Origin of the sequence: Kosakonia sp. LAM2021, assembly GCF_016620385.1 — a bacterium.
Classification (GTDB): Bacteria; Pseudomonadota; Gammaproteobacteria; order Enterobacterales; family Enterobacteriaceae; genus Kosakonia; species Kosakonia sacchari.
In genome coordinates this window covers 67,791-93,863 of the sequence record NZ_JAENHT010000004.1, presented here as the reverse complement: position 1 = coordinate 93,863, position 26,073 = coordinate 67,791, and the positions used below count along the sequence as shown (strand labels likewise).

29 protein-coding genes and 1 other annotated feature are annotated in these 26,073 nt (G+C 51.6%); of the genes, 11 read left to right on the top strand and 18 right to left on the bottom strand.

What is annotated here, in order from left to right; genetic code table 11:
• Positions 1-68 precede the first annotated feature (68 nt).
• The 3 genes from JKP81_RS11220 to hemP all read left to right on the top strand — a co-directional run bounded on the left by JKP81_RS11220 (position 69) and on the right by hemP (position 2,437).
• On the top strand, positions 69-902 hold the full coding sequence (locus JKP81_RS11220) for a pyruvate, water dikinase regulatory protein (protein ID WP_016496328.1): 834 nt from the start codon (positions 69-71) through the stop codon (positions 900-902).
• A 154-nt stretch (positions 903-1,056) separates the two neighbouring features.
• Positions 1,057-2,103 carry a 3-deoxy-7-phosphoheptulonate synthase AroH gene (aroH, locus tag JKP81_RS11215; protein ID WP_200551795.1) on the top strand — a complete coding sequence of 349 codons (1,047 nt, stop codon included), beginning with the start codon at positions 1,057-1,059 and terminating at the stop codon, positions 2,101-2,103.
• A 142-nt stretch (positions 2,104-2,245) separates the two neighbouring features.
• Positions 2,246-2,437 (top strand): hemin uptake protein HemP, encoded by a 192-nt coding sequence (gene hemP, locus JKP81_RS11210; RefSeq protein WP_200551794.1) that lies wholly within the window; start codon positions 2,246-2,248, stop codon positions 2,435-2,437.
• A gap of 7 nt (positions 2,438-2,444) precedes the next feature.
• On the opposite strand, the gene selO is transcribed toward hemP, so the two are convergent.
• The 15 genes from selO to fumD all read right to left on the bottom strand — a co-directional run bounded on the left by selO (position 2,445) and on the right by fumD (position 15,824).
• Positions 2,445-3,887, bottom strand: coding sequence for a protein adenylyltransferase SelO (gene selO, locus JKP81_RS11205; RefSeq protein ID WP_200551793.1), 1,443 nt, complete (start codon positions 3,885-3,887; stop codon positions 2,445-2,447).
• A gap of 61 nt (positions 3,888-3,948) precedes the next feature.
• Positions 3,949-4,662, bottom strand: a complete 714-nt coding sequence (locus JKP81_RS11200; protein ID WP_200551792.1) for an EAL domain-containing protein — start codon at positions 4,660-4,662, stop codon at positions 3,949-3,951.
• A 254-nt stretch (positions 4,663-4,916) separates the two neighbouring features.
• Positions 4,917-5,381, bottom strand: coding sequence for a C40 family peptidase (locus JKP81_RS11195; protein ID WP_200551791.1), 465 nt, complete (start codon positions 5,379-5,381; stop codon positions 4,917-4,919).
• Between the two features lie 78 nt (positions 5,382-5,459).
• On the bottom strand, positions 5,460-6,209 hold the full coding sequence (gene btuD / locus JKP81_RS11190) for a vitamin B12 ABC transporter ATP-binding protein BtuD (protein WP_200551790.1): 750 nt from the start codon (positions 6,207-6,209) through the stop codon (positions 5,460-5,462).
• Positions 6,209-6,760 (bottom strand): glutathione peroxidase, encoded by a 552-nt coding sequence (locus JKP81_RS11185; RefSeq protein WP_200551789.1) that lies wholly within the window; start codon positions 6,758-6,760, stop codon positions 6,209-6,211. The genes btuD and JKP81_RS11185 overlap by 1 nt, the downstream gene beginning before the upstream one ends.
• Positions 6,761-6,794: 34 nt before the next feature.
• Positions 6,795-7,775, bottom strand: coding sequence for a vitamin B12 ABC transporter permease BtuC (btuC, locus tag JKP81_RS11180; RefSeq protein WP_200551788.1), 981 nt, complete (start codon positions 7,773-7,775; stop codon positions 6,795-6,797).
• A 100-nt stretch (positions 7,776-7,875) separates the two neighbouring features.
• The gene (ihfA, locus tag JKP81_RS11175) at positions 7,876-8,175 is read right to left on the bottom strand and encodes an integration host factor subunit alpha (RefSeq protein WP_006820203.1); all 300 of its coding nucleotides are present in this window, start codon (positions 8,173-8,175) and stop codon (positions 7,876-7,878) included.
• Between the two features lie 4 nt (positions 8,176-8,179).
• A complete protein-coding gene (pheT, locus tag JKP81_RS11170; RefSeq protein ID WP_200551787.1) occupies positions 8,180-10,567 on the bottom strand; it encodes a phenylalanine--tRNA ligase subunit beta in 2,388 nt (795 codons plus the stop codon).
• A 14-nt stretch (positions 10,568-10,581) separates the two neighbouring features.
• Positions 10,582-11,565: a phenylalanine--tRNA ligase subunit alpha gene (pheS, locus tag JKP81_RS11165; RefSeq protein WP_200551786.1), complete on the bottom strand. Its 984-nt coding sequence runs from the start codon at positions 11,563-11,565 to the stop codon at positions 10,582-10,584.
• Positions 11,566-11,604: 39 nt separating this feature from the next.
• Positions 11,605-11,729: a sequence feature (Phe leader region), on the bottom strand.
• Positions 11,680-11,724, bottom strand: coding sequence for a pheST operon leader peptide PheM (pheM, locus tag JKP81_RS11160; protein ID WP_001386830.1), 45 nt, complete (start codon positions 11,722-11,724; stop codon positions 11,680-11,682). It overlaps the preceding feature by 45 nt.
• Positions 11,730-11,848: 119 nt before the next feature.
• Positions 11,849-12,205 carry a 50S ribosomal protein L20 gene (gene rplT / locus JKP81_RS11155; RefSeq protein ID WP_013366084.1) on the bottom strand — a complete coding sequence of 119 codons (357 nt, stop codon included), beginning with the start codon at positions 12,203-12,205 and terminating at the stop codon, positions 11,849-11,851.
• Positions 12,206-12,254: 49 nt separating this feature from the next.
• A complete protein-coding gene (gene rpmI / locus JKP81_RS11150) occupies positions 12,255-12,452 on the bottom strand; it encodes a 50S ribosomal protein L35 (RefSeq protein ID WP_001124225.1) in 198 nt (65 codons plus the stop codon).
• 92 nt (positions 12,453-12,544) lie between these two features.
• Positions 12,545-13,087, bottom strand: a complete 543-nt coding sequence (infC, locus tag JKP81_RS11145) for a translation initiation factor IF-3 (protein ID WP_071908164.1) — start codon at positions 13,085-13,087, stop codon at positions 12,545-12,547.
• 3 nt (positions 13,088-13,090) lie between these two features.
• Positions 13,091-15,019 (bottom strand): threonine--tRNA ligase, encoded by a 1,929-nt coding sequence (thrS, locus tag JKP81_RS11140; RefSeq protein ID WP_200551785.1) that lies wholly within the window; start codon positions 15,017-15,019, stop codon positions 13,091-13,093.
• A 592-nt stretch (positions 15,020-15,611) separates the two neighbouring features.
• Positions 15,612-15,824, bottom strand: a complete 213-nt coding sequence (gene fumD, locus JKP81_RS11135) for a fumarate hydratase FumD (RefSeq protein WP_200551784.1) — start codon at positions 15,822-15,824, stop codon at positions 15,612-15,614.
• Between the two features lie 278 nt (positions 15,825-16,102).
• Between fumD and JKP81_RS11130 the strand changes: the two genes are divergently transcribed.
• Complete coding sequence (locus JKP81_RS11130) at positions 16,103-17,548, top strand: flagellin (RefSeq protein WP_200551783.1); 1,446 nt, start codon at positions 16,103-16,105, stop codon at positions 17,546-17,548.
• A 164-nt stretch (positions 17,549-17,712) separates the two neighbouring features.
• Here JKP81_RS11130 and JKP81_RS11125 read toward each other — a convergent pair whose 3' ends face one another.
• Positions 17,713-17,928 (bottom strand): hypothetical protein, encoded by a 216-nt coding sequence (locus JKP81_RS11125; protein WP_017456549.1) that lies wholly within the window; start codon positions 17,926-17,928, stop codon positions 17,713-17,715.
• 265 nt (positions 17,929-18,193) lie between these two features.
• Positions 18,194-18,949 carry a YdiY family protein gene (locus tag JKP81_RS11120; RefSeq protein WP_200551782.1) on the bottom strand — a complete coding sequence of 252 codons (756 nt, stop codon included), beginning with the start codon at positions 18,947-18,949 and terminating at the stop codon, positions 18,194-18,196.
• 291 nt (positions 18,950-19,240) lie between these two features.
• On the opposite strand from JKP81_RS11120, the gene pfkB reads away from it, so the two are divergent.
• The 3 genes from pfkB (at position 19,241) to JKP81_RS11105 (ending at position 21,538) form a co-directional block, all read left to right on the top strand.
• The gene (gene pfkB / locus JKP81_RS11115; protein WP_200551781.1) at positions 19,241-20,173 is read left to right on the top strand and encodes a 6-phosphofructokinase II; all 933 of its coding nucleotides are present in this window, start codon (positions 19,241-19,243) and stop codon (positions 20,171-20,173) included.
• 109 nt (positions 20,174-20,282) lie between these two features.
• Positions 20,283-20,573, top strand: coding sequence for a type V toxin-antitoxin system endoribonuclease antitoxin GhoS (ghoS, locus tag JKP81_RS11110; protein ID WP_200551780.1), 291 nt, complete (start codon positions 20,283-20,285; stop codon positions 20,571-20,573).
• 104 nt (positions 20,574-20,677) lie between these two features.
• Positions 20,678-21,538: a fructosamine kinase family protein gene (locus JKP81_RS11105; protein WP_200551779.1), complete on the top strand. Its 861-nt coding sequence runs from the start codon at positions 20,678-20,680 to the stop codon at positions 21,536-21,538.
• Between the two features lie 44 nt (positions 21,539-21,582).
• Here JKP81_RS11105 and JKP81_RS11100 read toward each other — a convergent pair whose 3' ends face one another.
• Positions 21,583-22,119 (bottom strand): YniB family protein, encoded by a 537-nt coding sequence (locus JKP81_RS11100; RefSeq protein ID WP_200551984.1) that lies wholly within the window; start codon positions 22,117-22,119, stop codon positions 21,583-21,585.
• 144 nt (positions 22,120-22,263) lie between these two features.
• On the opposite strand from JKP81_RS11100, the gene hxpB reads away from it, so the two are divergent.
• From hxpB to JKP81_RS11080, 4 genes are all read left to right on the top strand, one after another.
• Positions 22,264-22,932, top strand: a complete 669-nt coding sequence (gene hxpB / locus JKP81_RS11095; protein WP_200551778.1) for a hexitol phosphatase HxpB — start codon at positions 22,264-22,266, stop codon at positions 22,930-22,932.
• A 147-nt stretch (positions 22,933-23,079) separates the two neighbouring features.
• Complete coding sequence (gene kduD, locus JKP81_RS11090) at positions 23,080-23,841, top strand: 2-dehydro-3-deoxy-D-gluconate 5-dehydrogenase KduD (protein ID WP_200551777.1); 762 nt, start codon at positions 23,080-23,082, stop codon at positions 23,839-23,841.
• A 97-nt stretch (positions 23,842-23,938) separates the two neighbouring features.
• Positions 23,939-24,529, top strand: coding sequence for a metal-dependent hydrolase (locus JKP81_RS11085; RefSeq protein ID WP_200551776.1), 591 nt, complete (start codon positions 23,939-23,941; stop codon positions 24,527-24,529).
• 130 nt (positions 24,530-24,659) lie between these two features.
• Positions 24,660-26,051: an L-cystine transporter gene (locus tag JKP81_RS11080; protein WP_200551775.1), complete on the top strand. Its 1,392-nt coding sequence runs from the start codon at positions 24,660-24,662 to the stop codon at positions 26,049-26,051.
• Positions 26,052-26,073: the final 22 nt, after the last annotated feature.

The window sequence follows — 26,073 nt, the reverse complement described above, 5'->3', positions numbered from 1 at the left end:
AGATACGCATGTTGAGGGTTTTAATTTATGCTTTCAGAGAATTACGCATGTCATTCAGGATGGGTTAAATGGACAGTTCAGTTGATCGCCACGTCTTTTATATTTCTGATGGAACCGCTATCACCGCTGAAGTATTAGGCCATGCGGTCATGTCGCAATTCCCGGTTGCCGTCAGCAGTATTACGCTGCCGTTTGTGGAAAACGAGAGCCGCGCCCGCGCCGTCAAAGAACAAATAGACGCCATTTATCAGCAAACCGGCAATCGTCCACTGGTGTTCTACTCCATTGTGATACCGGAAATTCGCGCCATTATTTTGCAAAGCGAAGGATTTTGTCAGGATATCGTCCAGGCGCTGGTTGCGCCGCTGCAGGAGGAATTAAAACTCGATCCTACCCCCATTGCGCACCGCACACATGGGCTTAATCCAGGTAATTTAACCAAATACGATGCACGTATCGCGGCAATTGATTACACTCTCGCGCACGATGACGGTATTTCTTTGCGCAATCTTGATCAGGCGCAGGTGATTTTACTGGGCGTTTCGCGCTGCGGAAAAACACCGACCAGTCTGTATCTGGCGATGCAATTTGGTATTCGCGCGGCAAATTATCCTTTTATTGCCGATGATATGGATAACCTCGTTCTCCCCGCTGCGTTAAAGCCACTGCAGCATAAATTATTTGGTCTGACCATTAATCCGGAGCGTCTTGCCGCCATTCGCGAAGAGCGCCGGGAAAATAGCCGCTACGCGTCGTTGCGCCAGTGCCGCATGGAAGTCGCAGAAGTGGAAGCGCTTTACCGCAAGAATCAAATCCCCTGCCTTAATAGCACCAACTACTCGGTAGAAGAAATCGCCACCAAGATGCTCGATATTATGGGGTTAAATCGCCGCATGTACTAACAAGCTAGTACACAGGTGCGAAGTGCGCTATGATATTGCCCGGAAACGTGATGTGCTTTGCAACCCCTCTTGAAATAAGCCGGGATTGGTTTAAGGTGTTGCGCATCACTTCCGGCATTCCTGCCGCTGAAGCACCTAATTTTTGAGATTCTTGATGAACAAAACTGATGAACTTCGCACTGCGCCTATCAGCAGCCTGGTGACACCAGCTGAACTTGCGCAGCGCTACCCTGTTACCTCAGAGGTAGCGGAGCATGTGACCGCATCCCGTCGGCGGATAGAAAAAATTCTGAATGGTGAAGATCGCCGCCTGTTGGTGATTATTGGTCCCTGCTCGATTCACGATCTTGACGCCGCCGTTGATTACGCGAGCCGCTTACAAGTATTACGTGAAAAACACCACGCGCAGCTCGAAATCGTTATGCGCACCTACTTCGAAAAACCGCGCACTGTTGTGGGCTGGAAAGGGTTGATTTCCGATCCGGATCTGAACGGCAGTTACCGCGTAAATCACGGTCTTGAACTGGCGCGTAAACTGCTGTTGCAGGTCAATGAGCTGGGCGTGCCCACCGCGACCGAATTCCTCGATATGGTGACCGGCCAGTTTATTGCCGATTTAATTAGTTGGGGAGCCATTGGCGCGCGCACCACGGAAAGCCAGATCCACCGGGAAATGGCCTCGGCGCTTTCCTGCCCGGTCGGTTTTAAAAATGGTACCGATGGCAATACACGTATCGCCGTTGACGCGATCCGCGCTTCACGCGCCAGCCATATGTTCCTCTCGCCGGATAAAAGCGGGCAAATGACCATTTATCAGACCAGCGGCAACCCGTACGGCCACATCATTATGCGTGGCGGTAAAAAACCGAATTACCATGCCGGAGATATCGCCAATGCGTGCGATACGCTGCGCGAATTTGGTTTGCCGGAGCATCTGGTGGTGGATTTCAGCCATGGCAACTGCCAGAAAGAGCACCGCCGCCAGTTGGATGTCTGTGACGACATTTGTACGCAAATTCGTAATGGTTCGATGGCGATCTCTGGCGTGATGGCGGAAAGTTTCCTGGAAGAAGGCACGCAAAAAATTGTCAGTGGCCAGCCGCTGGTATACGGGCAATCCATTACCGACCCATGCCTAAACTGGGAAGACAGTGAACTGCTGCTGGAAAAACTCGCAACCGCGGTTGCCACCCGTTTTTAACCGTTTCCTGCTGACTACCTCAGAACTACGCGTTCCCCCTACTTTTTCCTGGGGGAACTGCGGCTATGTAAACAATCGCCCTTGCGTCATATCACCATACTATTGATAATCATTATCATTGTTGGTTTGTCTTAAAACGGATATGTCGCAAATGGATAGCACGCCTGCATCACCCGTCACGCCTCAGGAAAAGCCCACGCACATCGCCCCAACCGATCGCCGTATTCACAGCCATTCACTGCTGGGGGATGAAGGACGCGTCGTTATTGAGCACAACGGGCAACAATATCTTCTGCGCCAGACGCACGCCGGAAAATTGATCCTGACAAAGTAGGCCGTTTTCAACTCGAGCAGCTTACTTCCAGCCGTTTGCCCCAGTCAGGCGGGCGGCTGACATAAACATCACTGCGATCAATAAATGGCTGTCGTAATGCCTCATGAAGTCGCTCCAGCTCGCTGTAATCGCCTTTCTCTGCGGCATCTATGGCGCGCTGCGCCAGCCAGTTTCGCAACACCATCGCCGGGTTAACCTGTTGCATATGTGCCTGCCGCTGTGCGTCATCGATATTTTCCTGCTGTAAGCGCGCCCGATATCGCGCAAACCAGTCATCAAATGCGCCGCGATCGATAAACTCATCGCGTAACGGCGACGCAGCACTTTGCTGTTCGGTCAGGCTGAGCATACGGAACGTACGCGTATAATCGCTGCCTTCGCGCGCCATCAGGGCAAACAGCGAATTCAGAAGATCGTTATCCCCTTGCTGGCGGGTGAAGAAGCCCAATTTGCTGCGCATCAACAGGCCATATTCAGTGAGTAACTGGTGCTGGTAATCATCCAGCGCGGCGTTTAGGCTCTCCGCAGCAATAAAGGGCGATAACGACTGCGCCAGGCGCTGGAGATTCCACAGCGCCACCGCCGGCTGGTTTTCAAAGCTGTACCTTCCCTGGTAATCAGAGTGGTTGCAGATAAAACCGGGCTGGTAATCATCAAGAAAACCGAACGGGCCATAGTCGATCGTTAAACCAAGGATCGACATGTTATCGGTATTCATTACACCGTGCGCGAACCCTACCGCTTGCCAGCGCGCTATCAACTGCGCGGTGCGCCGCACGACATCCCGAAACCAGGCGACATATTTATCGCTTTCGTTTTGCAATTCCGGCCAGTGATGACGGATAACAAAATCTGCCAGTTGACGGACTTTTTGCGGATCGCGCCGGTAGTAAAAATGTTCGAAATGACCAAACCGCACATGGCTTTCGGCAATACGCATCAGCATTGCGCCCTGCTCCTGCGTTTCGCGCATCACCGGCGTATCGCTGGTCACAATGCTCAATGCGCGCGTGGTCGGGATCCCCAGATAATGCATCGCTTCTGAAGCGAGGCTTTCGCGAATGGTCGAGCGCAACACCGCGCGGCCATCCCCCATGCGCGAATACGGCGTCAGCCCGGCGCCTTTCAAGTGCCAGTCCCGGGTTGTGCCGTCCGGGAGTTGCTGCTCACCGAGCAAAATCCCGCGCCCATCACCTAATTGTCCGGCCCAGACACCAAACTGATGTCCACTGTAGACCTGCGCCAGTGGAGACATGCCAGGCAACAGCGCTTCACCACCCCACACGCCTGCTCCCGAGGCGGGATGAAACAGAGCATCCGGTACATCCAGTGCATGTGCCAACGGCTCATTGCGCCACAGCAGCCGGGCGTTGTGCAGCGGCGTAGGGGATAATGCGGTATAAAAATCTGGCAATTCATCTCGCCAGTGGGTAGTAAAAGACAGGGTCATGGTTCCTCCTGCCTTTAGTGTAGTGCTAACTGTGGTGTTTAAACACCGGGCAAAAGCAGGGCTATGGCTGAACCAGGGAGGTTAACTGATCGACGGTGACAGGCGGCCACATTGCGCCAAACATGGCGCTAAAGGGAAAGGCCGAAGCCCGGTTGAGCGCCTGTTCATCATCGATGCCGGCAATCATCACTGCATCACAATAGGGCTCAAGCTGCGCAACAATCACCCGCATAAAAGGTTCGAATGAAGGTGACGCCAGCCGCTGATGAACAAAATTTTTATCCAATACCACGCGCTTAAATAAACCATCAAAAATGGCTTTTGTCGACGCGGTTCCAGCACCAAAATTAGCCAGCACCAGTGAATATTGTTTCGCCAATAGAGACAAGGGGTGATTATCTTTTCCCTTATTTAGATCGGGAAAATTCTCATTAATGGTAAATTCAAGAAAAGGAAATTTCCTAATGTTTGTCGCTAGCGTTTCATCTGCCAACAAGACATCAACCAAAGAGGGCGCAATATTAATCCAGGCCGTTAATTGATGTTGAATAAAAAAGAGTTGGCAGGCTTCAAGGAGTGCCAGTTGTTCAGTGAATAAAGCGAGTATTTCTTCAGGCGTAAGGCGCGGAATGACCAGCTCTGTAGGCGTGCGGACATTGCTGTCTGGCCCCACAAAGTTAACGATAATTTCCAGTCCCTGTAGCATTCCGTTACTTTTCCTCGCAGGCAGTAATAGAAGCTCAGAGCGATATGTGTCATCCAGCGATACTATCATTGCGCCAGCCCCGCATTAAGGGTGATATCCGGCATTGTCAAACACAGGTGAAGATATTTCAAATGTATTGTTTTAAATGAGATTAACTTCATTTTTTTCCCGTTTTATTTTTTGGCTGCTCCTTAACCTTTATTAGCCTGATAACGAATTGACGGATGTCCGGATCCCAATGTACACAGATCTTAATTAAGATAAACGTGATTATTTAGTGGAAATTTCCTGGTTTAAAAAAAGCCCTTGCGGGCTTTCTCATTCTAGATACGGCGCGCTTGCCAGAAATTTTTACGCCAGTAGACATTATCCAGAGAAGAACGCATCACTCCCCGACTGGTTGAGGCATGAATGAACTCATTATCCGTATCGTAAATACCAACGTGCAACCCGCTCTCTCCGGAACCGGTTTTAAAGAAAACCAGGTCGCCTGGCAGCAAATCATCTTTATCGATTTTCGTGCCGATTTCCGCTTGCTGGCGCGTCTCGCGCGGCAGTTGCAAAGAAAACTTATCGCGAAACGTCATCATAACGAAGCCGGAACAATCAACGCCGGAACGGCTCATGCCACCGTAGCGATACGGCGTACCATGCCACTGGCTAAGCTGATCATTCAGGCCAGCAATAACGGTTATCGAATCTGACAATCTTGGATTTGGCGGCGGCGCGCGATGAGAACTACATCCTGCAAGGAATAACGCCACTGCCAGCAAAAACCAGATACGCATCCTGGATCACGCCTCTTTATTTCTTTTTCTCGGAATAATCTACCGTGTGAATCAGATATGTGGCAAGTCACCTTTTCGTCACGTTGCGGGGATCAGCACGCGGTGACCTTCCACATCCAGTTGGCGAAAAGCCAAACCATACGCCGTCGCCAGATGAGATGGTGTCAGCACCTCGTCCTGCCGCCCGCTCATTAACAGTTTGCCGCCACTGAGCAGCCAGGCCTGGCGCGCATGGTGCAACGTATGGTTAAGATCGTGGCTACTCATCACCACGGTAATTCCTGCGGCAACCAGCTCGTTTAAAAGCTTGTCCAGTGCCGCCTGCTGGGCAACATCGAGGCTATTCATCGGCTCATCCAGCAATAAAAGCTCCCCGGAGGGGTTACCAGCCGGGTGAATTTGTAAAATTACCGCCGCTAAGCGTACCCGCTGCCACTCCCCACCTGACAGATGATTCACCGCCCGCCCCAGCTTATCGCTAAGGCCAAGCTTGCCCGCAATCTGTGCAAGCAGCGCGGTTTGTGTGTTATCGCACTGATGCAAGGACAAGTACTGCCAGACAGGCATAGCGAACGGTGGTGTCTGCTGCTGGGCCAGGTAAGCGCGGTGTTGCGCCAGCTGCGATGCTGGCCACTGTGTCAGCGAACGGGCATTAAACAGCACGCTTCCCTGCCCGCTTGATAACCCGGCAATGCGCGCCAGCAGTGTACTTTTCCCCGCACCATTCGGCCCGACAAGATGCAGGATTTCTCCCCGGCCGACCGATGCCGTTATCGGCCCAAGCCTTCCGGGTTCAGCCACATCCTGAAGCTGCAACAGCATTGACATTACTTCGCCAGCGCCTGTTTCACCGCGTCAACAAGAACCGGATCTTCCGGTGTCATATCCGGAGAGAAGCGTTGAATCACGTTGCCATCACGACCAATCAGGAATTTTTCAAAATTCCACAGAATATCGCCCGGCTCTTTCGGCGCTCGCCCCTTGCTCTCCATACGTTCGTAGAAACCGCTTCCCTCGGGCGCAACGGCCTTTGGCGCAGCGGCAATGAGCTTTTTATACAGCGGGTGACGTGCTTCACCATTCACATCGATTTTGCTGAACAGCGGAAATGTTATGCCATACGTGGTGCTACAGAAGGTTTTGATCTCCTCTTCTGAACCTGGTTCCTGGCCGAGAAACTGATTGCAGGGAAAACCGAGTACGGTAAAACCTTCACTTTCAAATTCTTTTTGCATCTGCTCCAGTTGTTCGTACTGCGGCGTCAGCCCACATTTAGAGGCGACGTTGACCAGCAGCAGTACCTTGCCGAGGTAACCTGCAAGCGTTGTCTGTTCACCATCGATAGTCTTAACTTCAGTATTCAGAATATCCTGTTGCATAGCGTCACCTTAATGAATGTTATGGTTTGCGGGCTCAACGCCCGGCTCTCAATAATAGCCAGATAAATACCGGCGCGCCCAGCGTCGACGTCACAACGCCTATTGGCAACTCGGCTGCACTGAGCGCCAGACGAGCTATCACATCGGCAAATAACAGTGCCACCGCCCCTGCCAGCGCGCAGCCTGGCAGCAATGCCCGATGATCGGTCAAACCGCACAGGCGTAAGATATGGGGAATGACCAGACCGATAAAACCAATTGAGCCCGCCAGCGCGACGCTTACGCCGACCAGCCAGCCCGTGGCTACTACCAGTACATTTCGCCATAGCCACATCGGTAACCCTAACTGGCGCGCGGAAATGTCTCCCAGCGCCAGCATATTCAGTGGCTGTGACTGGAAACAGACCCAAATGATGACTGGCACCAGCGCCGCCATGAGCCAACTTTGTTGCCAGTCCACCCCGCCGAAACCGCCCATCATCCAGTACATCAGCTGGCGCAAATCGAAAGAGGAAGAGAAATAGACGGCCCAGGTCATCAATGCGGTACAGATAATACCCAACGCGACACCAGCCAGCAGTAAACGGCTGGTAGAGATGTGGCGGCGCGCGAAACGCAGCAGGATCAGCGTCACAACGAGCGCGCCAGCGATCGCACAAACGCCGAGCGCCCAGCCAGGAAGCAATCCGCCGCCCAGCAATACAGCAGCAATGAGCCCAACACCCGCACCGCTTGAGACACCAAGCAATCCAGGTTCCGCAAGCGGGTTTTCGAACAGCGCCTGCATCACCGCACCGCACAATGCCAGTGCAGCCCCAACCAACAACACGGCCAGCGTACGTGGCAAGCGAATTTGCCAGACAAACAGTTGCCCATCCGGTGTAAACCAGTCGCCCGGAGAAATCCATTGATCGCCCGCGCAGAGACTAAACAGCAGCGCGAAGAGTAAGAGCAGCAGCAATCCACCCAGCCAGTGGCGGTTGCGTTGCTGTTGAAGATGAACGTATGCCAGCATGTTTTCCGTTTTATTGGTCAGCAAGGCCACTGATTCTAAGGTTGATGCCGGATGCTGAAAAGAAAAAAGGCCGCGATGCGGCCTTTTTAATTAGTTCATATCATTCAGCTTTGGGCGAAGCGTTTTCGACACGGCTCTTTAACTTCTGGCCGGGTCTGAAGGTCACCACGCGCCGGGCTGTAATGGGAATATCTTCGCCCGTTTTTGGATTACGACCCGGACGTTGATTTTTGTCGCGCAAATCGAAATTGCCAAAGCCGGAGAGTTTTACCTGCTCACCGTTTTCCAGAGCACGACGGATCTCTTCGAAAAACAGCTCTACCAGCTCTTTTGCGTCCCGTTTGCTAAGCCCAAGCTTATCAAACAGATATTCTGACATTTCAGCTTTTGTAAGCGCCATAGGTTCAATCCCTCAATGATGCCTGGAATCGCTCTTTTAATGCCTCTACACATCTGGCAACGGTAGCGGCAATCTCCTCTTCTTCGAGTGTACGGCTGGTATCCTGAAGGATCAGGCTAATGGCAAGGCTCTTATACCCTTCCGCTACACCCTTACCGCGGTACACGTCAAATAAGTTTACGCCAACTACCTGATTTACGCCAACTTTCTTACATTCGCCCAAAACATCTGCTGCAGGCACATTTTCTGCGACCACAACAGCGATATCACGACGGTTCGCCGGGAAGCGCGAAATCTCCTGAGCCTGAGGCACCACGCGGTCTGCAAGCGCGTTCCACTCCAGTTCAAATACCAGTGTGCGGCCGTTCAGATCAAGCTTACGTTCCAGTTCCGGGTGAACAACACCAATAAAACCAATGCGCTTATCTTTCAGATAAATCGCTGCAGATTGGCCTGGGTGCAGTGCAGGATTCGTTTCCGCGCGGAACTCAATGGCGGAAAGTTTACCTGTAAGTTCCAGCACGGACTCAAGATCGCCTTTTAAATCGAAGAAATCGACGCTTCCTTTCACCAGATCCCAGTGCTCATCATAACGGTTACCGCAAATCGCGCCTGCCAGCATCACATCCTGACGGATGCCAAGATTGGCTTGTGTATCAGGTACAAAGCGCAGGCCGGTTTCGAAAATACGTACACGGCTCTGCTGGCGATTCTGGTTATAGACGATAGTGCCGAGCAAACCGGTCCACAGAGAGAGGCGCATCGCCGACATCTCGCTGGAGATTGGGCTCGGCAGGATGAGAGCTTCCTCGCCCGGATGAATCAGTTGCTGCAGTTTCGGATCGACAAAGCTGTAAGTGATGACCTCCTGATAGCCTTTATCATTGAGCATGGTTTTCACACGCTTCATCGACAGGTTCGCTTCGCGGTGCTCACCCATAATCAGGCCAGCTTGCACCGGCTCATCAGGAATATTGTTGTAGCCATAAACGCGGGCAACTTCTTCGACCAGATCTTCTTCGATTTCCATGTCGAAACGCCAGCTCGGGGCTACCGCCAGCCACTCATCCTGTCCTTCAGTCACTTCGCAGCCCAGACGGTTCAGAATATCGCTGACCTGATCGTCGGCAATATGGTGGCCAATCAGGCGATCCAGCTTGCTACGGCGCAAACGGATGGTCGCACGTTTCGGCAGCGTGGCGTCGTTCGTGACATCAATTACCGGGCCGGCTTCACCGCCACAGATATCAAGCAGCAGACGCGTGGCGCGTTCCATCGCTTTGTATTGCAGTTGCGGATCGACACCACGCTCATAACGATGAGAAGCATCAGTATGCAAACCATGACGGCGCGCACGGCCGGTAATTGACAGCGGGTTGAAGAAAGCACATTCCAGCAGCACGTTCTGCGTTTCGCTGTTTACACCAGAGTGCTCACCACCGAAGATACCGCCCATTGCCAGCGCTTTGCTATGGTCGGCAATCACCAGCGTGTCTGCATTCAGTTTGGCTTCATTACCGTCCAGCAGCACCAGGGTTTCGCCCTCTTTTGCCATACGCACCACAATGCCGCCATCCAGACGGTCGCGGTCAAACGCATGCATCGGCTGCCCCAGCTCCAGCAGAACGTAGTTGGTCACATCCACAACGGCGTCAATCGAGCGAATGCCGCAACGGCGCAGCTTCTCTTTCATCCATAGCGGGGTTGGTGCTTTGACGTTGATACCTTTTACTACACGGCCAAGGTAGCGCGGACAGGCCTCGGCCGCTTCCACAGTAATCGGCAGCGTATCGGCGATGGTAGCGGCAACCGGTGCGATATCCGGCGCGGTCAGCGGAGATTTGTTGAGCACCGCAACATCACGCGCCACACCGATGATCCCGAGACAATCTGCACGGTTCGGCGTCACGCTGATTTCGATGGTGTTGTCATCGAGTTTTAAATATTCACGGATATCGGTACCGATCGGCGCATCCGATGGCAGTTCAATAATGCCGTTATGATCGTCGGAAATCCCCAGCTCGGAGAAAGAGCAGAGCATGCCTTCCGAAGGCTCGCCACGCAGTTTTGCCGCTTTGATTTTGAAATCGCCCGGCAGTACCGCACCGACAGTGGCGACCGCGACTTTGAGCCCAAGGCGACAGTTTGGCGCACCACAGACGATGTCCAGAAGACGCTCACCGCCCACGTTAACTTTCGTTACGCGCAGTTTATCGGCGTTCGGGTGCTGAGCGCACTCCATCACTTCGCCCACGACCACGCCGTGAAACGCACCGGCAACCGGTTCAACACCATCGACTTCAAGACCCGCCATGGTGATTTGCCCGGACAGCGCTTCGCTATCAATGGCTGGATTAACCCATTCGCGTAACCACAGTTCACTGAATTTCATTGTTTTGCCTGCCTTTATTTAAACTGTTTGAGGAAACGCAAATCGTTTTCGAAGAACGCGCGCAAGTCGGTGACACCGTAACGGAGCATTGTCAGGCGCTCCATACCCATACCGAATGCAAAACCTGAGTAAACTTCCGGATCAATACCGACGTTACGCAGTACATTTGGATGCACCATCCCGCAGCCGAGAACCTCAAGCCATTTGCCGTTTTTACCCATGACATCTACTTCCGCTGAGGGCTCAGTAAACGGGAAATAGGATGGACGGAAGCGGATCTGCAAATCTTCTTCAAAGAAGTTACGCAGGAAGTCGTGCAGCGTGCCTTTCAGATTGGTGAAGCTGATATTTTTATCAACGATCAGCCCTTCCATCTGATGGAACATCGGAGTGTGCGTCTGGTCGTAGTCGTTACGATATACGCGGCCCGGCGCAATAATGCGGATCGGCGGTTGCTGATTTTCCATCGTGCGGATCTGCACACCTGAAGTCTGGGTGCGCAGCAGACGGGTTGCGTCAAACCAGAAGGTGTCGTGATCAGCGCGCGCCGGGTGGTGGCCCGGGATGTTCAACGCATCGAAGTTATGATAATCATCTTCGATTTCCGGACCGGTGGCGACAGTAAAGCCAAGCTCACCAAAGAAGCTTTCAATGCGATCGATTGTGCGGGTCACCGGATGCAAACCGCCATTCTCCACACGACGCCCCGGCAACGACACATCAATAGTCTCGGCGGCCAGGCGTGCATTTAATGCAGCATTTTCAAGATCCGATTTACGCGCATTCAGCGCTTGTTGCACTTGCTCTTTCGCTTCGTTGATCACCGCCCCCGCAGCCGGGCGCTCTTCTGGCGGCAGCTCACGCAGGGTGGTCATCTGAAGGGTCAGGTGCCCTTTCTTGCCCAGATATTCGACGCGTACGTTGTCCAGCGCGGCGACATCTGAAGCATCGTTAATGGCTGCCTTCGCACCGGCAACCAGCTCTGCGAGATGTGACATGGTTTTCCTCGTTATATGACGATATTTACAAGCGGCAGATACAAAAAAGCCTCCACAAGGGAGGCTTTCTGGCGCTGTTTTCCGTTTCTTCTTTCACGCGCTAGCCTCCCGGATTCAGGTGCTAAAGTAAAAAAAGAAGCGGAAAATAGCAGCATTCATGCTTGCGTTACCTTAATAGGGTACGTGGCAGCGATGGCTTATTGAAAACGCATCACGGCAAAATGTCAATGCATTGATAATGTTAAAGCAAAAGAGGGAGCTAAGCTCCCTCTCTTAAACTGGCTTACGCCAGAGCTGCTTTCGCTTTTTCAACCAGGGCAGTAAATGCCACTTTGTCGAATACAGCGATGTCAGCCAGGATCTTACGGTCGATTTCAACAGAGGCTTTTTTCAGGCCGTTGATGAATTTGCTGTAAGAAATACCGTTCTGACGTGCTGCTGCGTTGATACGTGCAATCCACAGTTGACGGAACTGACGCTTTTTCTGACGACGGTCACGATAAGCGTACTGACCAGCTTTGATAACAGCCTGGAAGGCAACACGGTAAACGCGTGAACGCGCGCCGTAGTAACCTTTAGCTTGTTTCAAAATTTTCTTATGACGTGCACGTGCAATCACACCACGTTTTACGCGAGCCATATGCTCTCTCCTGTATCTATATTCTTAAAAAAGTTAAAAGGTTAACGACTTATGCGTACGGCAGGCACGCGATTACCAGGCCCAGATCGCCTTTGGAAACCATGGCTTTCGGACGCAGGTGACGTTTACGCTTGGTAGCTTTTTTGGTCAGAATATGACGCAGGTTAGCGTGCTTGTGCTTAAAACCACCTTTACCGGTTTTTTTGAAGCGCTTAGCAGCACCGCGTACGGTCTTAATTTTTGGCATTTTTTAACTTCCACTTCGCATTGTTAATAAACGAAACAAAGGCGAATCAAACCCGTGAGCTTATGGCCCACAGGTTTAATTACTTGATGGCCTTACTGTTTCTTCTTCGGAGCAAGCACCATGATCATCTGGCGGCCTTCGATCTTCGTTGGGAAGGATTCGACCACCGCCAGCTCGACCAGATCTTCTTTCACGCGATTAAGCACTTCCATACCGATCTGTTGGTGGGCCATCTCACGGCCGCGGAAACGCAGCGTGATTTTGGCCTTATCGCCCTCTTCGAGAAAGCGAATCAGGCTGCGGAGTTTTACCTGATAGTCGCCTTCATCTGTACCAGGTCGGAATTTGATTTCCTTAACCTGGATAACTTTTTGCTTCTTCTTCTGTTCCTTAGAAGATTTGCTCTTTTCATAGAGGAACTTGCCGTAATCCATTATACGGCAAACGGGCGGCTCGGCGTTAGGGCTAATTTCGACTAAATCGACCCCGGCTTCTTCAGCTTTTTCCAGAGCTTCTCTGAGACTCACAATGCCAAGCTGCTCGCCTTCCAGACCTGTTAAGCGAACTTCCGTGGCGCGAATCTCGCCATTAATACGATTGGGACGCGCCGTTTGAACTCGTTTTCCGCCTTTAATACCTTATTCCTCCAGTTGTTGAAGACTGCGGCTGCGAATCTCTTGTTGCAGCTTCTCGATAACATCATTTACGTCCAGGCTACCCAGGTCTTTACCGCGACGGGTACGCACAGCAACTTTGCCGGCTTCAACCTCTTTGTCACCACAAACCAGCATATAAGGGACACGACGTAAAGTGTGCTCGCGGATTTTAAAGCCAATCTTCTCGTTTCTCAAGTCTGCTTTTACACGAATGCCCGCATTTTGCAGTTTACGGGTCAATTCGTTAACGTATTCAGCCTGCGAATCAGTGATGTTCATCACAACTACCTGCACGGGGGCAAGCCAGGTTGGGAAGAAGCCCGCAAATTCCTCAGTCAGGATGCCGATAAAGCGCTCCAGAGAACCAAGAATTGCACGGTGAATCATCACTGGGACTTGTCGCTCGTTACTTTCGCCAACATAAGAGGCATTCAGACGAGACGGCAAGGAGAAGTCCAGCTGGACGGTACCGCACTGCCATGCACGATCGAGGCAGTCATACAGGGTAAATTCAATTTTCGGACCGTAGAATGCGCCTTCACCCAATTGATACTCAAATGGGATGTTATTCTCTTCCAGCGCCACAGCCAGGTCCGCCTCAGCACGATCCCACATCTCGTCGCTACCGATACGTTTTTCCGGACGAGTGGAGAGTTTGACGACGATCTTCTCGAAGCCAAAGGTGCTGTACATATCGTAGACCAAACGAATACAAGCGTTCACTTCATCACGCACCTGCTCTTCTGTACAGAAGATGTGGGCGTCATCCTGAGTGAAACCGCGTACGCGCATTAAGCCATGCAGAGCGCCTGATGGCTCGTTACGATGGCAACTACCGAACTCCGCCATACGTAACGGCAGATCGCGGTAAGATTTTAAGCCCTGGTTAAAGATCTGTACGTGACCCGGGCAGTTCATCGGCTTGATGCAATATTCACGGTTCTCAGAAGAAGTCGTAAACATGGCATCTTTGTAGTTGTCCCAGTGGCCGGTTTTTTCCCACAGCACACGGTCCATCATGAACGGGCCTTTTACTTCCTGGTACTGGTACTCTTTCAGTTTAGAACGTACAAAAGTTTCCAGTTCACGGAAGATAGTCCAGCCATCGTTATGCCAGAACACCATACCCGGCGCTTCTTCCTGCATGTGATACAGATCGAGCTGCTTACCGATTTTACGGTGATCGCGTTTTGCCGCTTCTTCCAGACGTTGCAGATACGCGTTCAGCGCTTTTTTATCTGCCCACGCAGTGCCATAGATACGCTGCAGCATTTTATTATTGCTGTCGCCGCGCCAGTAGGCACCTGCTGTTTTCATCAATTTGAAGTGATGGCAGAAACGCATGTTCGGCACGTGCGGACCACGGCACATGTCGACGTATTCCTGATGATGATACAAGCCAGGCTTGTCATCATGGGCAATATTTTCATCAAGGATTGAAACTTTATAGCTTTCACCGCGTTTAACAAACGTCTCGCGCGCCTCTTTCCAGCTTACTTTCTGCTTGATGACATCGTAGTTCGTTTCGGCGAGCTCATGCATACGCTTTTCGAGCGCGTCGATATCTTCCTGGGTCAGCGTATGGTCAAGATCAACGTCATAGTAGAAACCGTTATCAATAACCGGACCAATAGCCATTTTGGTGTTGGGCCAAAGTTGCTTAATCGCATGACCTAACAGATGCGCACAGGAGTGACGGATGATTTCCAGGCCGTCCTCATCTTTTGCGGTGATGATGGCAAGTTTGGCATCGTTGTCAATCACATCACATGCATCTACCAGTTCACCGTTGACGCGGCCAGCGATACAGGCTTTCGCCAGTCCCGGCCCGATATCCAGCGCAACATCCATTGGGCTTACAGCGTGGTCATAATGGCGTTGGCTGCCATCAGGAAGAGTAATTACAGGCATTTCATTTCCTTAATTTGCAGTGGTGCCCCACACGAAAGAGCACATACAAAATGAGAGATCAAAGATATAACAGCAGCGACGATAAGTTTTCTCGCTTCACTCTGCGGAATCTGTACAGCGTAGAGATCAACCACTACCTGATACCCTTACCTGCCGCTGTTAAGTACCCGGCAATAGTACACATTTGCGAAGGGGGTTGAAAGGATTAGTGTGACACAGCTCAATAGTGGTGCTTTATTGCGGATTCACAGTTCTGCATGGAAAAATGTTTCAAAAACAACCACTCACCCTGAGGATTTTCTGATTTTTTAGCAAAATCTTGACATGGTGGTATCTCAAGCCGTTTATTTGGCTACCCGTTAACGCCTAACCTACTGATAAAGCATGGTAATCCTTTACTCCATTGTTATTTTGGCGCTTCTCGCGATTATTATTTTTTCGTTTTATAAGCACCACAGCATGAAGTCGTCCCGCGCCCTTCCGGGCCGTTACAAGAAACGGCGTGGATAACGCCACCTTCTTTGACAAACCACGACTGTTCAGAAAGGCACGCAATGCTCGTGCCTTTCTTTATGATATCCACCCTGCTTTTTCAGGCGTTGTAGCCCAAAGCGCGAATCACAGTTTCCATCGCTTCTTGCGTTAACTCGGATCGCTTAATTTTCGTATTGGCCAGCATGGTTCTGACCACTCCGGCAATGACTATATGTTTCGGTTCTTGTCCGAGATCGCGCATTTCCAGCACGACTTTCCCCACTACACGGCACATTTCTTCATATAACGCTTCGTCTTTTGACGTCCCCATTTCACCTCCGGTAGCGATGGTTTTGATAAGCAGACTGCCTTACGAAGAAAGCGGCTTGCAACTATAAAAAGCGTCAGTAAAGCATATTGTTACTAACATCTGTACACTGCGTCTTTCCCCCTGACAGCATGAAGAGGCTACGCAAGTGGCTTTTTTTGTACGTCACTTATTTCCAGGCACTTGCACAAAGTTAAATTTGTCTGCGAATTTACCTTAAAGTTAATTAGCCCCTTGCCGATGATTAATTCATTAGCGGTTTGAATGAATCACTGACGATAATGCAGGCAATCAATCATAATGAGTTTATCGGGCTGAACCTCACCGCCCGAAAAAAAACGACCTCCACGCTACAAGAAAGCATTGAACGTCTGTCATCGGGGTTGCGCATTAATGGCGCGAAAGACGATGCTGCCGGGCAGTCTATTGCTAACCGCATGCGCTCTAACGCCAGCTCGGACAGAGTTGTGTCGCGCGGACTTGATGATGCTATCAGTATGGCGCAGACCGCAGATGGCAGCCTGAGCACTGTTAGCGAACTTTTGATCCGGGCGAAAAGCCTGGCTATACAATCCGGAAATAGCACGCTCTCAGAGAATGACCGACAGAGCATTCAGAACGAATATCAAAATATTCTTAACAATATTCAGTCAATCTCGGAGGGTACAGAGATTTTTGGACGCTACCCGCTGGCTACTGATTCACCAGAACTGCCACCGGAGCTGATTGGTGATGTGCCGCCCTTAAACGTAAAGTTTCCGGTTCAGGGAACCAATTATTCGTTCAGTTCAGGCATTGTCTCGCTGGCCTACATCCCTGCCGGTTCGACAAATATTGCTATTACTATTGATTCACTTGGCCTGGATGATGACATTCAATTATTCACGCGCGACGGCAAGCATCTGGCCGGTACACCGGTTAACGGTACAGCGCCGGACTATACATGGAAAAGCCGCGGTATAACGGATTCAGCGAAAGCGACCAGCCGTGTACTCACCGAAGCCAATGGTTTTGCGCATGGTGCAACCTACGACGATTCTTTACTAATTGAAGGAGGCGCATCGTGGGCGCTAAACGGTAGCGAGACGCTGAACTACAACGGTATGACTATCGCTTACAGCGGCGATGGCGACCGTTACGAACCGGGCAGCGCCTACAACGACGGTAGCAACGGTTCAAACCGACTCGAGCGGGTAAAGATCGATAACGTTACGGAAGATTTGGTGGTGATGATCGTGGGCAGTGGTTCTTTTACCAGCAATTTAACCTGGGGGACCCTGCCCAAACCAACGATAACTCCGGCGGAACCGCCGAAGCAGAGTCGTCCGTGGGAGGTCGTAACCAGTGCGAACGTTGGTGATGATATCCAATCCGTAACCATGCCAACCACGCCGGCTGATGTGAAATCACTGGGTTTAAACGCGACATCCTTACAAACGGCGGCATCGGCAGGCGCCGCAATGGGTGCGCTTGACAAAGCAGTGGATAAAGTAAGCGCCTGGCGTGCGCAATATGGCGCCTATATCAATCGTTTCGAATCGAATAAATCGGTACTGGCACAACAGAACGTTGCAACACAAGCGGCAAAGAGCCGGATTGAAGATGCGGATTACGCGCTGGAAATCAGTAAGGTGGCAAAAGCGCAGATATTACAGCAGAGCCAGGATATGGTGCTAAAAGTTGCTAACCAGTCGGCAGAGAATATTCTGGCGCTTCTTCGCAACTAACAAGGTATTTTCATTAAGTTTAATAACAGCACTTAATAACAAAACCCTTTACCACCCGCGACGAAATAACCTTATTTCACAGAATCCGCGTTGCGGCAAAAATAAAAAAACCGGTACGACTTAATCCGGTTTTTTCAAAGTTAATGAATTAACTTAGAATGTATTTAGTTCCACTCACCCGCGACCAGGGTGTGCGCATTAAACGCATTGTCATTTGAACCCTGAGTTGATTGAGACACCGGAACCATATTGGAACCCGCTTCAATATTGGTGATGTTAGTGTTAGTCTGGCTGGCAGTTGCTGCAGGCTGAGCCGCGAAAACGCCAAAAGAGAGTGCAGAAAGCACGACGGCGACCGCAGCGGTTTTGATTTTTTTCATAATTAAATTCTCATTATTGAATAATTACATTTACTGGCTGGGCGCTTGTTTGCCCGTGTTGTTAGTGTAGATCTGGATCACACTTTTGCACAGTCAATTTATTTATCCATTCGTGTCAAATAAACTGAATATGTAACCCAAATATTAATTGTGAGGAAATTATGAAGAGAAAAGAATACTTAAACGAAACTGAAAATTGAATGGTGGAATGAAAAGAGCACAAATTAACAAATAAAAGATGGGCCGATATTTTCGGCCCAACGAATTACATTTTATAGCCTAACGTTACCGTCGTTCTGCGATCGGTATGATCCGGCGCCGTTGACGGTGGCTGAGAGTTCCAGGTCAGGTTATACGCGACTTTCAGAGCAAAGTGCGCGTTAATCGCTACGTTCAGCGCTGTTTCTGAGTTCACGGTCGTATCGTCCGCACCAAATACGGAAACACCCTGGGTGAATTTCGTGGTATCGGTCATCTGCCAGGCGTAGGTACCGGAAGCATAACCGAGCCCGGTCGTTTTCGTGTTGCCGTCGGTGTACTTGTCATAACGAACACCAGGACCGAATTCAAAGCGCAGGCTGTGAACCGGACCATTCAGGAACTGACGACCATAACCAGCGGTCAGCACATCGCGATCGCTATAGCCGTTATAGCGGTCAGTTAACCAGCTCGCCTGACCAAACAGGTAATCGTAATCCGTCATGTTATAACGGCTACGGCCACCTACTGCGTATTTTTCAGACGAACGCACATCATTTGACGATGTATTGCTGGCGTTGCCCCACAAAGACCAGGCAGTAGTCTCGCCATACCAGGTCAAGGTGGAATCAGCAGTCAAAGAGGAGCTCTTTGTATTGCCGGACTGAGCCAGATAACCACCGTTTACACTGCCTTCAAACGGCGCTTTAGCGGTAGAGGGATCATCCATGACAGTAAAAACAGTATCATCTGCAAACGCGTGCATTGATACAAACACACCCGCCGCCATCACAAGCACGGGTACTGTCTTCAAAAGCTTCATTTATTTAGAGTCCGAACAGCAAAAAAAGAGACCAACACGGTCCCGGAAACTTTCATTAGGATCAATGACCAGCGGTCCAAAGAAAGGTAACAAATTATAAAAAGGCCGCTTAAACATATCAATGAAATCTTATTTGATTTTTTGAATAAGAGGGATCTTAAAACAGCACAAACGGTTATTAATCACCGCTGCGCATTAAATCAATATCATTTTGAAATCATGCTCTTAATTCCTTTCCCTTCTGCCTGAACAGTGCCAGGCTTACATCAGTCTGAGAAAAAGGAGGTCATCATGGCAGCTATATACACCCTTACGCTGGCGCCTTCGCTTGATAGTGCGACACTGACGCCACAAATTTATCCCGAAGGTAAACTGCGTTGTACGGCGCCCGTTTTTGAGCCTGGCGGCGGCGGTATTAATGTTGCCCGCGCAATTGCACATCTGGGCGGTAAAGCAACGGCAATATTTCCCACTGGTGGCGCAACGGGCGAGCATCTCACCGCATTGCTGGCAGATGAGAACGTACCGACCGTAACCGTAGACACCCAAGACTGGACGCGGCAGAACCTGCACGTTCATGTCGAGTCCAGCGGTGAGCAATACCGGTTTGTCATGCCCGGCGCCACGTTGAACGAAGATGAGTTTCGCCAGATAGAAGAGAAAGTCCTGATTATTGAACGTGGCGCGATTTTAGTGATAAGCGGCAGCCTGCCTCCTGGCGTTCAGGTTGAAAAACTGACACAGCTAATTAAAGCCGCGCAAAAACAGGGGATTCGCTGCATTGTCGATAGCTCGGGCGAGGCACTAACCGCAGCGCTCGCAATTGGCAATATCGAGCTGGTAAAGCCCAACCAGAAGGAGTTGAGCGCGCTGGTCGGTAGAGAGCTCACCCAGCCAGACGATGTGCGCAAAGCTGCGCAGGAGATCGTTCAAACGGGCAAAGCCTTGCGCGTGGTCGTCTCTCTTGGCCCGCAGGGAGCATTGGGCGTGGATGTCAATAATTGTGTTCAGGTCGTACCACCGCCGATGAAAAGCCAAAGCACGGTGGGCGCAGGTGATAGCATGGTTGGCGCAATGACGCTCAAACTTGCACAAGATGCGCCTTTTGATGACATGGTACGTTTCGGCGTCGCAGCCGGGAGTGCAGCCACCATCAACCAGGGTACTCGCTTGTGCGCGCGGGAAGATACGCAAAAGATCTACGACTATTTGTGCCATGCCTGACATACCCCCTTCCGGCAGGAAGGGGAAATATCAAATATCGCCGCGGTGGTCGACAAATGTCACTCACCGTCTATGCTAAAAAAACATCAAGATAACAACGAGGTGAAAGATGGGCAGCGATGGCATCACCCGCTACATAGTCGAGGTCAAATTTCATGACCAAACGCTGACAGACATCAACGAGATCAATAACCACTTTACACGCGCCGGCTTTCTCCTCACGATGGCGGATGATAACGGCAACGTACACGATCTTGGCACCAATACGTTCGGTTTCATCAGTGCGCTAAGTGAAAAGGATGTTCATGCGCTGGCAAGCGGGCTTGCTGAGAGCGCCGTGGACGAAGAGACGGAAATCACTGTCACCACCTGGGAAGCGTTCCAGAAGCAGGAACATTAAGTGCCTTTCCACCGTTGCGTATGCCGGGCGTGCGTTAAGTCGGATTTTTCAACAGCTGTAGTGCGCTAACCTTATGATCTGGCTGATTACATGGGAGAGACATCATGTGGCAAGCGATAAGTGGTCTGTTAAGCGAACAACTGGGTGAAGGCGAAATTGAACAACGCGATGAACTGCCCGGTGGCGAAATCCATGCCGCGTGGCACGTACGCTACGCCGGGCGCGATCTCTTCGTAAAGTGTGATGATCGCGCACTGCTCCCCATTTTTACGGCCGAAGCCGATCAGCTCGCCCTACTGGCACGCAGTAATACCGTACGTGTCCCTGAGGTTTGGGCGGTGGGAAGCGACCGCGACTACAGCTTTCTGGTCATGGAGTATCTTCCTGCCCGCCCGCTTGATGCGCACAGCGCGTTTCTGCTGGGTCAGCAGTTAGCGCGCCTGCACCAGTGGAGCGATCAGCCGCAGTTTGGCCTCGATTTCGACAACGATCTTTCCACCACGCCGCAGCCCAACGCCTGGCAGCGCCGCTGGTCAACGTTTTTTGCCGAGCAACGCATTGGCTGGCAGTTAGAACTGGCGGCGGAAAGAGGGCTGGAGTTTGGTAATATCGACGCGATTGTCGAACACGTTCAGCAACGGCTGAGTTCTCACCAGCCGCAACCCTCGTTATTGCATGGCGATCTTTGGTCGGCCAATTGCTCCCTTGGGCCTGACGGTCCTTACATCTACGACCCGGCTTGCTACTGGGGCGACCGTGAGTGTGACCTGGCGATGCTGCCGCTGCACCCGGACCAGCCGCCGCAAATCTATGACGGTTACCAGTCCATCTCCCCGCTTCCTCCAGATTTCCTCGATCGCCAACCCCTTTACCAGCTTTACACTTTGTTTAATCGGGCAATCTTATTCGGTGGCGAACATCTGGTGAATGCGCAAAAAGCGCTAGATCGTGTGCTGGCGGCGTGAGTGTTGTTCTCAGACCCGGGGCGCAACGCCTCGGGTTTGAGGCGTTACAGAAAACCGAGCAGCGTAAAGAAGAAATAGCCTGCAACAATGATTATCACCGGTAATACATAGAGCGGGAAAATTTGCAGAAAGATGGTGTGATGTGGCACCACAATGCGAGCTTCAATCTGCTCACGCGTTAACCCTTCCGTTCCTTTGGCTTTCTCGAGGATCATCTGGTTTTCCACGCCTTCACGCAGAAAACGCGCCTGACGACTCATGCGCGCACCGGACGCCTGCAGCGCCAGCCCGACAAAGATCAGTACATAGATAATCCAGAACATGATGTTCAGGCTTTGGTGGAAGTCAGGCGTTGGCGAGTTGTACCAAAAAAGATTCAGGAATGGCGTGTTAAAACGCATCATCTCAATGATCACATGGGCGAAATCAAGCATCACGGCATTGATGCCCGGCTGTTTTTCGCTGTGATCGTACATAAACTTCAGTACAGAAATAATTGTCGAAATGACGGCTGGAATAAAAATCACCCAACCCAGGACGCGTTTCAGCACGGCGATGCGTCCAGCTTGTTGATACGTCATGGATTCCCCTTGTAAGTGACGCATTGTTTGCGCCTTAGTCTACCTGCTGATAACCATTTTCGCCTGATCTTTAAAGGCAGTATGATGAATGCTTAACCATAATTTCGCTTTTATCCCCGCAAAATCCATGAATAGAGAGGTGTTATGTCTGCCCAGCGACAAATTCTTGCTGCCATTTTTGATATGGATGGATTACTCATCGACTCTGAACCACTATGGGATCGCGCCGAACTCGACGTTGTGGCAAGCCTTGGCGTCGACATTTCAAGGCGTAATGAGTTGCCGGATACGCTTGGCCTGCGCATCGATATGGTGGTTGAACTGTGGTATGCACAGCAGCCGTGGAATGGTCCGAGCCGTCAGGAAGTCACCGACAGAATCATTCAGCGCGCCATCTCACTGGTTGAAGAAAAGCGCCCGTTGCTGCCGGGCGTCCATGAAGCCATCACGCTGTGTAAGAACAGCGGACTGGCGGTTGGGCTGGCATCCGCATCGCCGCTGCACATGCTGGAAAAAGTGCTGACCATGTTCGATCTGCGCGACAGTTTCGATGCACTCGCTTCAGCGGAAAAGTTACCCTACAGCAAGCCGCACCCGCAGGTTTATCTGGACTGCGCGGCAAAACTGGGCGTCGACCCGCTCACGTGTGTGGCGCTGGAAGATTCAGTTAACGGCATGATTGCCAGCAAAGCGGCGCGAATGCGTTCCATCGTTGTGCCGGATGCCGAACATCGCGCTGACCCACGCTACGTGCTTGCTAACGCGAAACTAGAAAGTCTCGAACAGCTCACGCTCACACATCTTCGCGGTTAATTCTCCTGTGGGGTGATACAAATCACCCCTTTACCTCTCATATTTTGAAACGCCATTTCATTTTTATTTGTGTTTTCTTTATCCGCCTTCTATCCTGATCTTCAGGCGCAGATGCCCATGACAACAATTTAAAACGCCGGAGTAAATATGATACTGGAAGCCTTTAAGCTTGCGGGTAAAGTGGCTATCGTCACCGGGTGCGACACCGGGCTGGGTCAGGGAATGGCATTGGGGCTTGCTGAAGCGGGTTGCGATATCGTCGGCGTTGGCCGCAAAGTGCCGCAGGAAACCGCCTCCCGAGTGCAGGCGTTGGGACGCCGTTTCCATGCTATTCAGGCCGACCTTCGCCACCAGCACGGTCTTGATGAGGTGGTTAAGCAAGCCGTTGCGACATTTGGGCACATCAACATTCTGGTGAATAACGCGGGGACGATTCGCCGCTGCGATGCCATTGATTTCAGTGAGCAAGACTGGGATGACGTGATGAACCTGAACCTGAAAACGGTCTTTTTTCTCTCTCAGGCGGTGGCACGACAATTTATTGCCCAGGGGAATGGCGGGAAAATCATTAACATCGCTTCGATGCTCTCGTACCAGGGCGGCATCCGCGTGCCTTCATATACGGCATCCAAGAGCGGCGTCATGGGGTTGACGCGTTTGCTGGCAAACGAATGGGCACCACATCAGATTAACGTTAATGCGATCGCGCCCGGCTATATGGCGACCAATAACACGCAGCAACTGCGAGAAGATGCGGAGCGCAGTCAGGAGATCCTTGACCGTATTCCCGCCGGACGCTGGGGAGAACCAGAAGATCTGAAAGGCGCTGCGGTGTTTCTGGCCTCAAAAGCGGCGGATTATATTAATGGTTACACCCTTGCCGTCGATGGTGGCTGGCTGGCGCGTTAAACGTTCAGGATTGTGACAAAGAGTTACACCGTCACCTCTTCCGCCTACTGTACAAACATCCTATACTGTATGCATCGACAGTTGAGTGAGTTTGACCATGACGGCGGAAGGACACCTGCTTTTTTCCATTGCTTGCGCGGTGTTTTCCAAAAACGCTGAGTTAACGCCCGTCCTCGCCCAGGGTGACTGGTGGCATATTGTCCCGTCCGCTATTCTCACCTGCCTGCTGCCGGATATCGACCATCCGAAATCTTTTCTCGGGCAACGCCTGAAATGGATATCAAAACCTGTCGCCCGCGCTTTCGGGCATCGCGGATTTACGCATAGCCTGCTGGCGGTTTTTCTGGCACTGACGCTCTTTTATTTAAAAGTGCCAGAAAGCTGGATAGTGCCCGCCGATGCGCTACAGGGAATGGTGGTCGGTTATCTCAGCCATATTCTGGCGGATATGCTAACTCCTGCCGGCGTACCGCTGCTCTGGCCCTGTCGCTGGCGCTTTCGCCTGCCGCTGCTGGTGCCGCAAAAAGGTAACCAACTGGAGCGAGTATTATGTATGGCGCTATTTACTTATGCGGTATGGATGCCGCAAACATTGCCCGAAAACGGTGCAGTCCGCTGGTCATCACACATCATAACGTCGCTGCAAGAGCAGTTTAATCGCTTTATTCATCAGCAATCTGAACATTAAATCGTCACTTCTTTTCATTTCGATATAACCCATTCCATTTGGATATAAGCCCATTTCAGCACTTCTGCTAACCTTGCGCAACAGGAGCGGCCGAGAAGGCCGACCGAATAATGATATCAGGAGAACGGGGATGAATTTTCCACTCATCGCGAACGTTGTAGTGTTCGTGGCACTGCTGTTTTTGCTGGCGCAGACGCGTCACAAACAGTGGAGCCTGGCAAAAAAAGTACTGGTCGGTTTAGGCCTTGGCGTGATCTTCGGCCTTGCGCTGCAGGCTATCTATGGTGCTGATAACCCGGTACTGAAAGATTCCATCCAGTGGTTCAACGTCGTCGGCAATGGCTATGTCCAGTTGCTGCAAATGATTGTCATGCCGCTGGTTTTCGCCTCAATTTTGAGCGCCGTTGCGCGTCTGCATAACGCGTCACAACTGGGTAAGATCAGTTTCCTGACTATCGGCACATTGCTGTTCACCACGCTCATCGCCGCGCTGGTGGGCGTGCTGGTGACCAATCTGTTCGGTTTGACGGCAGAAGGTCTGGTGCAGGGAACGGCAGAAACCGCACGTTTGAACGCCATTCAGAGCAACTATGTCGGCAAAGTAGCCGATCTCACCGTGCCGCAGTTGCTGCTCTCTTTCGTACCGAAAAACCCGTTTGCCGACCTGACCGGCGCAAATCCAACGTCGATTATCAGCATCGTTATCTTCGCGGCTTTCCTTGGCGTTGCGGCACTGAAGCTGCTGAAAGATGATGCGCCGAAAGGCCAGCGCGTACTGACCGCTATCGATACGCTGCAAAGCTGGGTGATGAAACTGGTACGCCTTGTGATGCAACTGACGCCGTATGGCGTGCTGGCGCTGATGACCAAAGTTGTTGCCGGCTCTAACATTCAGGACATCATTAAGTTGGGCAGCTTCGTTATCGCCTCTTACCTTGGCCTGGGCATTATGTTTGTGGTGCACGGTCTGCTGCTTGGCGTGAACGGCGTGAGCCCGCTGAAATTCTTCCGTAAGGTATGGCCGGTACTGACATTTGCCTTCACCAGCCGCTCCAGCGCTGCATCCATTCCGCTGAACGTGGAAGCGCAAACGCGTCGCCTGGGCGTACCAGAATCCATCGCCAGCTTCTCTGCCTCTTTTGGTGCAACCATTGGGCAGAACGGCTGTGCGGGTCTTTACCCGGCAATGCTGGCAGTGATGGTAGCTCCGACCGTTGGTATCAACCCGTTGGATCCGCTGTGGATTGCCACCCTGGTAGGGATTGTCACCGTCAGTTCCGCAGGCGTAGCGGGTGTTGGCGGTGGTGCCACTTTTGCCGCGCTTATCGTCTTGCCTGCGCTGGGCCTGCCGGTAACGCTGGTGGCGCTGCTTATCTCCGTTGAACCGCTTATCGATATGGGCCGTACCGCCCTGAATGTCAGTGGTTCCATGACCGCCGGTACGCTGACCAGCCAGTGGCTGAAACAGACCGATAAAGCCGTGCTGGACAGTGAAGAGGACGCCGAGCTGGCGCACCGTTAATCACCCGGTAGGGAATAAACGA

Bases quoted from the DNA above. Each gene is read 5' to 3' on its own strand.
- btuD (WP_200551790.1), bottom strand. From the start codon at position 6,209: ATGTCAATGCTGTTGCAGCTTCAGGATGTGGCTGAACCCGGAAGGCTT.
- selO (WP_200551793.1), bottom strand. From the start codon at position 3,887: ATGACCCTGTCTTTTACTACCCACTGGCGAGATGAATTGCCAGATTTT.
- rpmI (WP_001124225.1), bottom strand. From the start codon at position 12,452: ATGCCAAAAATTAAGACCGTACGCGGTGCTGCTAAGCGCTTCAAAAAA.
- pfkB (WP_200551781.1), top strand. From the start codon at position 19,241: ATGGCAGCTATATACACCCTTACGCTGGCGCCTTCGCTTGATAGTGCG.
- pheS (WP_200551786.1), bottom strand. From the start codon at position 11,565: ATGTCACATCTCGCAGAGCTGGTTGCCGGTGCGAAGGCAGCCATTAAC.
- rplT (WP_013366084.1), bottom strand. From the start codon at position 12,205: ATGGCTCGCGTAAAACGTGGTGTGATTGCACGTGCACGTCATAAGAAA.
- hemP (WP_200551794.1), top strand. From the start codon at position 2,246: ATGTCGCAAATGGATAGCACGCCTGCATCACCCGTCACGCCTCAGGAA.
- kduD (WP_200551777.1), top strand. From the start codon at position 23,080: ATGATACTGGAAGCCTTTAAGCTTGCGGGTAAAGTGGCTATCGTCACC.
- ihfA (WP_006820203.1), bottom strand. From the start codon at position 8,175: ATGGCGCTTACAAAAGCTGAAATGTCAGAATATCTGTTTGATAAGCTT.
- JKP81_RS11195 (WP_200551791.1), bottom strand. From the start codon at position 5,381: ATGCGTATCTGGTTTTTGCTGGCAGTGGCGTTATTCCTTGCAGGATGT.
- pheT (WP_200551787.1), bottom strand. From the start codon at position 10,567: ATGAAATTCAGTGAACTGTGGTTACGCGAATGGGTTAATCCAGCCATT.
- JKP81_RS11085 (WP_200551776.1), top strand. From the start codon at position 23,939: ATGACGGCGGAAGGACACCTGCTTTTTTCCATTGCTTGCGCGGTGTTT.
- JKP81_RS11185 (WP_200551789.1), bottom strand. From the start codon at position 6,760: ATGCAACAGGATATTCTGAATACTGAAGTTAAGACTATCGATGGTGAA.
- JKP81_RS11100 (WP_200551984.1), bottom strand. From the start codon at position 22,119: ATGACGTATCAACAAGCTGGACGCATCGCCGTGCTGAAACGCGTCCTG.
- aroH (WP_200551795.1), top strand. From the start codon at position 1,057: ATGAACAAAACTGATGAACTTCGCACTGCGCCTATCAGCAGCCTGGTG.
- JKP81_RS11120 (WP_200551782.1), bottom strand. From the start codon at position 18,949: ATGAAGCTTTTGAAGACAGTACCCGTGCTTGTGATGGCGGCGGGTGTG.
- btuC (WP_200551788.1), bottom strand. From the start codon at position 7,775: ATGCTGGCATACGTTCATCTTCAACAGCAACGCAACCGCCACTGGCTG.
- JKP81_RS11200 (WP_200551792.1), bottom strand. From the start codon at position 4,662: ATGATAGTATCGCTGGATGACACATATCGCTCTGAGCTTCTATTACTG.
- JKP81_RS11080 (WP_200551775.1), top strand. From the start codon at position 24,660: ATGAATTTTCCACTCATCGCGAACGTTGTAGTGTTCGTGGCACTGCTG.
- ghoS (WP_200551780.1), top strand. From the start codon at position 20,283: ATGGGCAGCGATGGCATCACCCGCTACATAGTCGAGGTCAAATTTCAT.
- JKP81_RS11220 (WP_016496328.1), top strand. From the start codon at position 69: ATGGACAGTTCAGTTGATCGCCACGTCTTTTATATTTCTGATGGAACC.
- fumD (WP_200551784.1), bottom strand. From the start codon at position 15,824: ATGGGGACGTCAAAAGACGAAGCGTTATATGAAGAAATGTGCCGTGTA.
- JKP81_RS11130 (WP_200551783.1), top strand. From the start codon at position 16,103: ATGCAGGCAATCAATCATAATGAGTTTATCGGGCTGAACCTCACCGCC.
- hxpB (WP_200551778.1), top strand. From the start codon at position 22,264: ATGTCTGCCCAGCGACAAATTCTTGCTGCCATTTTTGATATGGATGGA.
- JKP81_RS11125 (WP_017456549.1), bottom strand. From the start codon at position 17,928: ATGAAAAAAATCAAAACCGCTGCGGTCGCCGTCGTGCTTTCTGCACTC.
- thrS (WP_200551785.1), bottom strand. From the start codon at position 15,019: ATGCCTGTAATTACTCTTCCTGATGGCAGCCAACGCCATTATGACCAC.
- JKP81_RS11105 (WP_200551779.1), top strand. From the start codon at position 20,678: ATGTGGCAAGCGATAAGTGGTCTGTTAAGCGAACAACTGGGTGAAGGC.